Origin of the sequence: Actinophytocola sp. (assembly GCF_036555685.1) — a bacterium.
GTDB lineage: Bacteria > Actinomycetota > Actinomycetes > Mycobacteriales > Pseudonocardiaceae > Actinophytocola.
Window position 1 is genome coordinate 38,634 of sequence record NZ_DATBKY010000037.1, and the last position, 8,389, is coordinate 47,022.

The window sequence follows — 8,389 nt, forward strand, 5'->3', positions numbered from 1 at the left end:
GCTCACTGAGGAGGCCCGATGTCGGTTCGCACCGCCGGGAACTGGCCCCCGGGCCTGCCCGACTCCCTCGACTACCCCCAGGTTCCGGCAGGCGCGATCATCGCCGGCTCGGCGCGCCGGTACGGCGACCGGGTGGCCTTCGCGCGGGGCGCGGAATCGATGACCTACGCCGAGCTGGGCGAGCGTGCGGCCCAGTTCGCGCACGGCCTGCTCGCCCGCGGACTGTCCACAGGGGACCGCGTGGCGCTGCGGATGCCGAACTGCCTCGAGTACCCGGTGGCCTACTACGGCACGCTGCTCGCCGGCGCGGTGTTCGTGCCCGTCAACCCGTTGCTGCCGGAGCCGGTCGCCGCCCGGCAGGTCGCCGACGCCGGCGCGGTGCTGACCGTGACCGCCGCCGACGTGCCGGGCATCTGCGCCGGGCAGCCGGTCGTGCCGCCCGCGGTCGACCTGGACCTCGAGACGAACCTCGCGCACCTCGCGTACACCGGCGGGACGACCGGCGAGTCGAAGGGCGTGCGCCTCCCGCATCGCAACGTCGTGATCAACTCGTTGCAATACGCATGCTGGGGCGCGGGTGCGCTGCCCGCGCTGGACGGCGAGGGCGGCCTCGTCATCGACCAGGTCGGCAGCGAGGCGGAGTGGCCGACCCGGCTGGGCACGGCGGTCGCGATCAACCTGACGCCGTGGTTCCACGCCATGGGCACGATCGCCGGCCTGAACGCGCTGGTGCTCGCCGGGTTCACGGCACATCTGCACGACCGCCTCGACCCGGCGGCGTACCTGGCGGACGCCGAACGGCTGCGCGTCACGTCGATCGGTGGTGCGCCCGCGCTCTTCGCGGCGCTGCTGGCGTGTCCGGACGTACACACGCGCGACCTGTCGTCGGTGCGCGCGATCTCCTCGGGAGCGGCGCCGATGCCGTTGGAGATGATCAAGCGGCTCAAGGCGCTGGCGCCGGACGCGACCGTGAGCGAGGGCTACGGGCTGACCGAGGTCACGATGGGCGCGACCGCCGGGCCGGCGCACCGGTCCGGCGTGCGGAAGGTCGGGACCGTCGGCGTGCCGGTGTTCGACACCGAGGTGCGCATCGACGGGGCGTCGGCGCCGGGGGAGCGCGGCGAGGTGTGCGTGCGCGGCCCGCAGGTGATGGCCGGCTACCACAACCGTCCGGACGCGACGGCCGAGGTGCTCGTCGACGGCTGGCTGCACACGGGCGACATCGGCGTCCTCGATGAGGACGGCTATCTGTCCATTGTGGATCGCATGAAGGACATGCTGCTGTACAAGGGGTACAACGTGTATCCGCGCGAGCTGGAGGAGCTGCTGGCCGCGCAGTCCGGCGTCGTGGTGGCGGCGGTGGTGGGCAAGCCGGACGAGTCGGTGGGCGAGCTGCCGGTGGCGTTCGTCGTGCCGGCCGGCCCGTCGGTGTCCGCGTCGGCCCTGATGTCGGCGGTGAACGACCAGGTCGTGCCGTACAAGCAGCTGCGGGACGTGTACCTGGTGGACTCGATCCCGGTGTCGGCCGCCGGCAAGATCCTCAAGCGCGAGCTGCGGAGCCGGTTGTCGTGACCGGCGGTGCGGTGCCGCACGGCCGGGGCGCCGAGCTTCGCCGGCCGCGCTCACTGCTGTCCGCCGCCCGGGCCGGTTCGGGCGGCTGCGTGGTGGTCCACGGCGAGGCCGGGATGGGCGAGACGGCGCTGCTGGACGCCTTGGACAAGACCGGCTTCGAGGCGCTCGCTGGACACCCTGCTTCCCGGCATCGGCCTGCTGCCCGGCTCGAGCGCCACCCTGGCCGACGAGCTCGCCGCATCGCCGGCCGCCGACCAGCTGACCGCGGCGGCGATCCTCGAACGCGCCGCGGCGCTGACCATCCATACAGGACTCCGGGTGTCCCGTCTGCTCGTCGCCGCCCGCCAGGCGTGGCAGGCGGGACGCCCGGGCTGGGCCCGGGCCCTGCCGTCGCGGGCGTCCGGCGCCGACCCGGGCGAGGTGGCCCTGCCGCACGGTGAGATGGAACTGCGAGACGGCGAACCGTCGGTGGCCACCCACGAGCTGACGACGCCGCCGCACACCCGGCGGACCCGTCCCAAGCCCTACTGCTGACCGGCGAGGTCCGCCGCCTGAGCGGCTACCTCCGCGCCTCCCGCGCCGTGGTCATCAGCCGCCGCACCGTCGACCACCACCTGCGCGATTTCTTCACCGCGCTCGGCGTCCGCTCGCGCGGCGAGCTGGCCCCGGCGGGTGGCCGGGGTGAAGTAGAAGTAACGGAATTCTCGGCACGCCGATTGAGGCGGTGGCATCGTTCGCCGTTCTGGGGAGTGCGTCGTGATCGAGAACTCGGCTGCGGGTCTGAGCATGTTCCCCGGCGATGTCACCGTGACGGTCACCCGGGAGGAGCAGCACCAGGTCACGCTCGCCCGGTACGACGTCGCGCCTGGTCAGCAGCGGCACGTCGCCGTCGAGCTCGGCTGGTCCACCGTGCCGTCCGGCAAGTACCGCGGCGAGCGCGTGATCGAGGTCCGCCTCGACGGGCGGCGGGTCGGCGAGCTGACCTACGCGATGTCCCAGCGGTACGCCCCGTTGCTGCGGCAGGTCACCGGCCGGCCCGGCTGCGAGGCGTACGTCCGGCGCTCCGCCAAGGGCCTGGAGATCGTGCTCCGCCTGCCCCGCGCGGACGCGCAGACGTTCGTCATGGCACCCGCCGCGCCGGTGCCGCCCGGGCAGCAGCCCAAGCGCGGCCACCGGTTCGCCTGGATCACGGCGAGCGTGGCGGCCGTGATCGTCGTGCTCGGGATCATCGGCAGCAACATCGACGATCCGGCCGCGACGAGCGGATCCACCCAGGTCACCACGACCGAGCCGGTGCCGACCACCGAGCATGCGCCGACGACCACCACCACGACGACCACCACGACCGTCGCGCCGAAACCGAAACCGAAACCGAAACCGAAGCCCAAGCCGCAGGTGACCACTCCGAAGCCGGTCGTGCCCCCGCCGGCGACGCCGAAACCTGCTCCGCAACCCAACTGCAACCCGAACTACACGGGCTGTGTCCCCGTGGCCAGCGACGTCGACTGCGCGGGCGGAAGCGGCAACGGTCCCGCCTATGTGGACGGTCCGGTCGAGGTGGTCGGCACCGATGTGTACGACCTCGACCGGGATGGCGACGGCGTCGCCTGCGAGTAGTTCGGGGATCGGGGGACGAAGTGTCAGTCGAGAACTCGGCGGCCGGCCTCGCCATGCTGCCTGGCGAGGTGTTCGTCGCCGTCAGCCACGAGAAACACCACCAGTACGCGCTGGCCCGCTACCACGTGGACCCCGGCGAACGGCGGCACATCGCCGTCGAGCTGGCGTGGTGCGTCAATCACTCCGGCCACCGCGTGATCGAGGTCCGGCTCGACGGCCGCCGGATCGGCGAGCTCACCGAGCTGATCTCGCAGCGGTACGCGTCGTTGCTGCGGGGCGTGAGCCAGACCGGCGGGCGCCCAGGCTGCGTGGCGGTCGTCCAGCAGACGCCGGCCGGGCTCGGGGTGATGCTGCAGCTGCCCCGGTGGACGCCGCCCGCCGCACCGCCGGCCGAGCGGCGCCGGCGTGGCTCCGGGCTGGCGTGGTTCGCGGCGGCCGCGGTGGTGGTCGTCGCGATGGCATCCCTGCTCGCGGTGCTCGACGCGAACAGGACGCCGCGGACGGACGGCGGCGTGTCGGTGACCGCGACGTCCTCGTCCACGACGGACCCGCTGACGGCGCGCATGTGCGACCCGAACTACCGCGGCGCCTGCGTGCCGCGCGCGGACGATGTGGACTGTGCCGGCGAGGGCACCGGCCCCGTGTTCGTGACCGGGCCGATCCGGGTGGTCGGCGAGGACGTCTACAACCTCGACCCGGACAAGGACGGCATCGCCTGCGGGTAGTTTCGCTGTCATGGAGTACCGCACCCTCGGCAGCACCGGCACGGTCGTGTCCGCGCAGTGCCTCGGCACGATGACGTTCGGCAAGGAGAGCGACGAGGCCGTCGCGCACGCGCAGCTCGACCGGTACCTCGAACGCGGCGGCAACTTCGTCGACACCGCGGACGTGTACTCGGCCGGGCGCTCCGAGGAGATCGTCGGGCGGTGGTTCGCGGGCCGCCCGGGCGCGCGCGACCAGGTCGTCCTCGCCACCAAGGGCCGCTTCCCGATGGGCGACGGGCCGAACGACGCGGGCCTGTCGCGCACCCACCTCGGCCGCGCGCTCGACGCGAGCCTGCGCCGCCTCGGCGTGGACCACGTCGACCTGTACCAGGCGCACGCGTGGGACCCGCTGACCCCGCTCGAGGAGACGCTCGGCTTCCTCGACGACGCCGTGCGCACCGGCAAGATCCGCTACGCGGGCGTCAGCAACTTCACCGGCTGGCAGCTGCAGAAGGCGGCGCTGCTCGCCGGCGGCGCGGCGCCGATCGTGACGCTGCAGCCGCAGTACAATCTGCTCGTGCGCGACATCGAGTTCGAGCTCGTGGACGTGTGCGTCAACGAGGGCATCGGCATCCTGCCGTGGTCCCCGCTCGCCGGCGGCTGGCTGACCGGCAAGTACACCCGTGACGAGACCCCGTCCGGCGCGACGCGGCTGGGCGAGGACCCGGCGCGGGGCATGGAGGCCTACGGCCCGCGCAACGCGCAGGAGCGGACGTGGCGGATCATCGACGCGGTCCGCCACGTCGCGGACGACCGCGGCGTGCCGATGTCGCAGGTTGCGCTCGCGTGGGTCGCCGGCCGCCCGGCCGTCACGTCGGTCATCCTCGGCGCCCGCACCCTCGAGCAGCTCGACGACAACCTCGGCGCCGCGGACCTGCACCTGACCGCCAAGGAAACGGAGTTCCTCACCGACGCGAGCGCCCCGCTGGTGGCCGACTACCCGTACGGCGGCCCCGGCGTCGACCAGCGCTCACGGCACCTCACCGGCATACCGTGACCTGGTGATCGACAGGTGAGGGCCGTCGTCTACGCGGACTACGGCGAGCCACCGGTCGTCGCCGACGTGCCGGCGCCCGCCTGCCCGTCGGGCGGCGCCGTGCTCGAGGTCCGCGCGACGGGGGTGTGCCGGTCGGACTGGCATGCGTGGCGCGGGCACGAGCAGGTGCCGCTGCCGCACGTGCCCGGGCACGAGCTCGCCGGTGTCGTCGCGTCGGTCGGTGCGGGCGTGACGCGGTGGCACCCCGGGGACCGGGTGACCGTGCCGTTCGTGTGCGGCTGCGGGCGATGCCCGTTCTGCCGCGCCGGCGACGCGCAGGTCTGTCCACATCAGACGCAGCCGGGCTTCACCGGGCCCGGCTCGTTCGCCGAGCGGGTCGCGATCCACGCGGCGGACTTCAACCTGGTCGCGCTGCCGGCCGAGGTCGACTTCGTGACCGCCGCGTCGCTCGGCTGCCGGTTCGCGACGGCGTACCGCGCGCTGACCGCCCACGGCGGGCTGCGTCCCGGCGACTGGCTCGCGGTGCACGGATGCGGCGGTCTCGGCCTGTCGGCGGTGATGATCGGCGTGGCGCTGGGTGCCCGGGTGGTGGCGGTCGACGTCGCGCCGGCGGCGCTCGCGCGGGCCCGCTCGCTGGGCGCTGTCGCCGTGGACGATCCCGCGGCGATCCCGTCGTTGACTTCCGGTGGCGCGCACGTGTCGCTCGACGCGGTCGGTGTGCCGGCTGTCGCCGTGGCGTCGGTGCGCTGCCTGCGCCGGCGCGGCCGGCACGTGCAGGCGGGGCTGCTGCTCGGCGCGGAGTCGACCCCGCCGCTGCCGATGGACCTCGTCGTCGCGCGGGAGCTGTCGATCCACGGCACGCACGGGATGGCGGCGCGCGACTACCCGCCGATGCTCGGCCTCGTCGCGTCCGGTGCCCTGCGGCCGGACCGGCTGGTGAGCTCGGTGATCGGCCTGGCCGAGGCGCCGGACGCGCTGTCGGCCATGGACCGGCCGGCCGCCGGGGCGGGCATCACGGTGATCGAGCCGTGACTACCGTGGCGGGCATGGCGGAGGACACGAAGAGATCGGTACGGATCGAGCGGACCGCGGTCGGGCAGTACACCGTGCACAACGCGCGGGGCGGCACGCTGCCGGTGGGCGGCGACGCGTTCACGCCGGTGGAGCTGCTGCTGGCGGCGATCGGCACCTGCACCGCGACGGACACGGACGTGGTGACGAGCCGCCGCGTCGAGCCGGCCTCCTTCACGGTCACGGTCACCGGCGACAAGGTTTCCGACCGCGACACCGGCAACCGAATCGAAAACCTCGCCGTGACCTTCGAGATCCTCTTCCCGGAAGGCGACGCCGGCGACGCGGCCCGAGCCGTCCTACCCCGCACGGTGGCCTTGTCCCACGACAAGCTCTGCACGGTGAGCCGCACGGTCGAACGCGGCACCCCGATCACGGCAACGATCGCCTGACCTCAGTCGGCCTGGCGGGAACCTTCCAGCAGGCGCTTGAGGTTCCGGTAGCTCACCGGTGCGCCGAGCCGGGCCTGCCGCCGGACGAGGGGCAAGAGCGCTACCCCGAGCCCGTGCGCCTCGAAGTCCAGCGCGAACGTCACCCGTGACCCGCCCTCAGCCGGTGCCACGGTGACCGACGCGCTGGGCCGGATCGGGCCGTCCACGCCGCGGGCCGACCACGATCGCGGTGGATCGTTCGACGACACGACCTGCGTCGTGGTCCGCTCCGCGCGGGCGAACCGGCGGATCGTCGTGAAGCGGCCGTCCCCGGCCACGTCGACGCGCACGACATCCCGCTGCCACTCGGGGAAGCGTGCCGGGTCGGTGACGTACGCGAACACCTCGGCCGGCGGCCGGGCGATGTCGATTGTGGACACAATGGGCGCCATGGCTCCTCCTCGTCACCTCGGTCGCGGTGGGCCCGTCATTGACGATGACGGCTCGCGACGAGGGGATGTGACCGACGTGCGGTGCTCAGCGTGCCCGGTTCGCGCCCGACAACGAGAGGTACTCGGCGACGATCTCCTCCAGCCGCGCCGGGTCGACGACGTCCTCAAGCCGGTCGAACCCGTCCGGAGCCAGGTCCTCGACCACGTCGATGACCTGCTCCGGGCCGCCGACGCGGTTGCGGAGGACCACCTCGCTCGTGGCCGGCAGCCGTTCGAGCTCGTACGCGCGCAACGCCGACGCGGGGTCCGCGTGCCGGGCGAGGTGGTCGGCGAGGCTCCGCGCGTCGAGGATCGCCTGGCCCGCGCCGTTGCTGCCCATCGGGTACATCGGGTGCGCGGCGTCGCCGAGCAGGGTCACCCGGTGCCGCGTCCAGTACGGTGCCGGGTCCCGATCGCACATCGGGAACTCGAAGATCTGCTCGGTTGCCAGGATCAGCTCGCGGTGGTCGACGTCCGGCACGTGGAAGTGGTCGAAGTACTGCCGCAGGTCGGCGGGGTTCGCGAGCTTCGCCCACTCCTGACGGACCGGCGGCGGGCCGCCCGCGTCTCCGGACGTGATGCACATCGCCCAGTTGGTCAGCTTCGTGCCCGGCATGCGACCCGCCGCGATCGGGTAGATCACCAGCTTCAGCAGGCCGCCGGCGATGATCTCGCTCCGGCCGGTGCCGAACTCCGGCCAGTCGGTGACGCCCCGCCACAGCATCACGCCGTTCCACCGCGGCGGACCCTCGGCGGGGAAGAACGTCTCGCGGACGGCGGAGTGTATGCCGTCCGCGCCGACGAGCACCTCGCCGAGCACGGACTCGCCACCGAACACGGCACACACGCCGTCTCCGTCCTGGTCGAACTCCGTGAGCCGGCGCCCGGTGCGCACCGTGCCCGCGCCGAGCCGCGCCTCCACCGCCCGGTACAGCAGACCTTGCAGGCGCCCGCGGTGCACGCTGATCTGCGGCATCGTGAAGCCCGCGGCCGTGCCACACGGCATGCGGCTGATCTCCGCGCCCAGCCGGTGGGCGTAGATCAGCTCGTGCGTGCGGATCCCGGCGTCGGCCAGCTCTTCGAGCAGGCCGAGCTCCGCGAGCTCGGCGACCGCTTGCGGTAGGAGGTTGATGCCGACGCCCAGTTCCCTGATCTGGTCGGCCTGCTCGTATACCGCGCAGTCGATTCCTTCGTGGTGCAGCCGCAGCGCGGTGGTGAGACCACCTATGCCCGCACCCGCGATGAGAACCTTCATCGGCTTCCCCCGGTCGTTATTGAAGAACGGACCGGTGGCTCCGTCCTGGTCAAGGAAGGGACCACCGGCCCGGTCAGTTGTCGTTCCGTCTGCGCAGCCGCTCAGCTGAGCGGTGCGGTTGGGATGATCATCTTTTTGACGTCGATGGGTTGTTTGATGACGTCGAACTCGAGCATGAGGTCGGGGACGCGTTGGATGCGGGTGGCGTCGAGTTTGGATTGGAAGGTGAGCAGGGTGGCCATTTTGGCGGT

The 8,389-nt window shown here is 72.7% G+C and carries 10 protein-coding genes; 7 read left to right on the forward strand and 3 right to left on the reverse strand.

Going from position 1 to position 8,389, the window contains the following annotated elements; all coding sequences use genetic code 11:
- The first annotated feature begins 18 nt into the window (after window positions 1-18).
- Window positions 19-1,572 carry a class I adenylate-forming enzyme family protein gene (locus VH969_RS03915; protein ID WP_331970460.1) on the forward strand — a complete coding sequence of 518 codons (1,554 nt, stop codon included), beginning with the start codon at window positions 19-21 and terminating at the stop codon, window positions 1,570-1,572.
- Window positions 1,573-1,622: 50 nt separating this feature from the next.
- Here the strand turns inward: VH969_RS03915 and VH969_RS34645 are convergent, their stop codons facing one another.
- Entirely contained in the window at window positions 1,623-1,874 is a 252-nt protein-coding gene (locus tag VH969_RS34645; protein WP_331970463.1) for a hypothetical protein, read from the reverse strand.
- Window positions 1,875-1,890: 16 nt separating this feature from the next.
- Between VH969_RS34645 and VH969_RS03925 the strand changes: the two genes are divergently transcribed.
- The 6 genes from VH969_RS03925 to VH969_RS03950 all read left to right on the forward strand — a co-directional run bounded on the left by VH969_RS03925 (window position 1,891) and on the right by VH969_RS03950 (window position 6,413).
- Complete coding sequence (locus tag VH969_RS03925; RefSeq protein ID WP_331970466.1) at window positions 1,891-2,106, forward strand: hypothetical protein; 216 nt, start codon at window positions 1,891-1,893, stop codon at window positions 2,104-2,106.
- 222 nt (window positions 2,107-2,328) lie between these two features.
- On the forward strand, window positions 2,329-3,189 hold the full coding sequence (locus VH969_RS03930) for a hypothetical protein (protein ID WP_331970469.1): 861 nt from the start codon (window positions 2,329-2,331) through the stop codon (window positions 3,187-3,189).
- Between the two features lie 20 nt (window positions 3,190-3,209).
- Window positions 3,210-3,914 carry a hypothetical protein gene (locus VH969_RS03935; protein ID WP_331970472.1) on the forward strand — a complete coding sequence of 235 codons (705 nt, stop codon included), beginning with the start codon at window positions 3,210-3,212 and terminating at the stop codon, window positions 3,912-3,914.
- 10 nt (window positions 3,915-3,924) lie between these two features.
- Window positions 3,925-4,950 (forward strand): aldo/keto reductase, encoded by a 1,026-nt coding sequence (locus tag VH969_RS03940; RefSeq protein WP_331970475.1) that lies wholly within the window; start codon window positions 3,925-3,927, stop codon window positions 4,948-4,950.
- A gap of 15 nt (window positions 4,951-4,965) precedes the next feature.
- Complete coding sequence (locus VH969_RS03945) at window positions 4,966-5,982, forward strand: zinc-dependent alcohol dehydrogenase family protein (protein ID WP_331970478.1); 1,017 nt, start codon at window positions 4,966-4,968, stop codon at window positions 5,980-5,982.
- A gap of 14 nt (window positions 5,983-5,996) precedes the next feature.
- Window positions 5,997-6,413 carry an OsmC family protein gene (locus VH969_RS03950; RefSeq protein WP_331970481.1) on the forward strand — a complete coding sequence of 139 codons (417 nt, stop codon included), beginning with the start codon at window positions 5,997-5,999 and terminating at the stop codon, window positions 6,411-6,413.
- A gap of 2 nt (window positions 6,414-6,415) precedes the next feature.
- Here the strand turns inward: VH969_RS03950 and VH969_RS03955 are convergent, their stop codons facing one another.
- Both VH969_RS03955 and VH969_RS03960 read right to left on the reverse strand, forming a co-directional pair.
- Window positions 6,416-6,844, reverse strand: a complete 429-nt coding sequence (locus VH969_RS03955; protein WP_331970484.1) for an SRPBCC family protein — start codon at window positions 6,842-6,844, stop codon at window positions 6,416-6,418.
- Between the two features lie 85 nt (window positions 6,845-6,929).
- Window positions 6,930-8,138, reverse strand: a complete 1,209-nt coding sequence (locus VH969_RS03960; protein ID WP_331970487.1) for a flavin-dependent oxidoreductase — start codon at window positions 8,136-8,138, stop codon at window positions 6,930-6,932.
- Window positions 8,139-8,389: the final 251 nt, after the last annotated feature.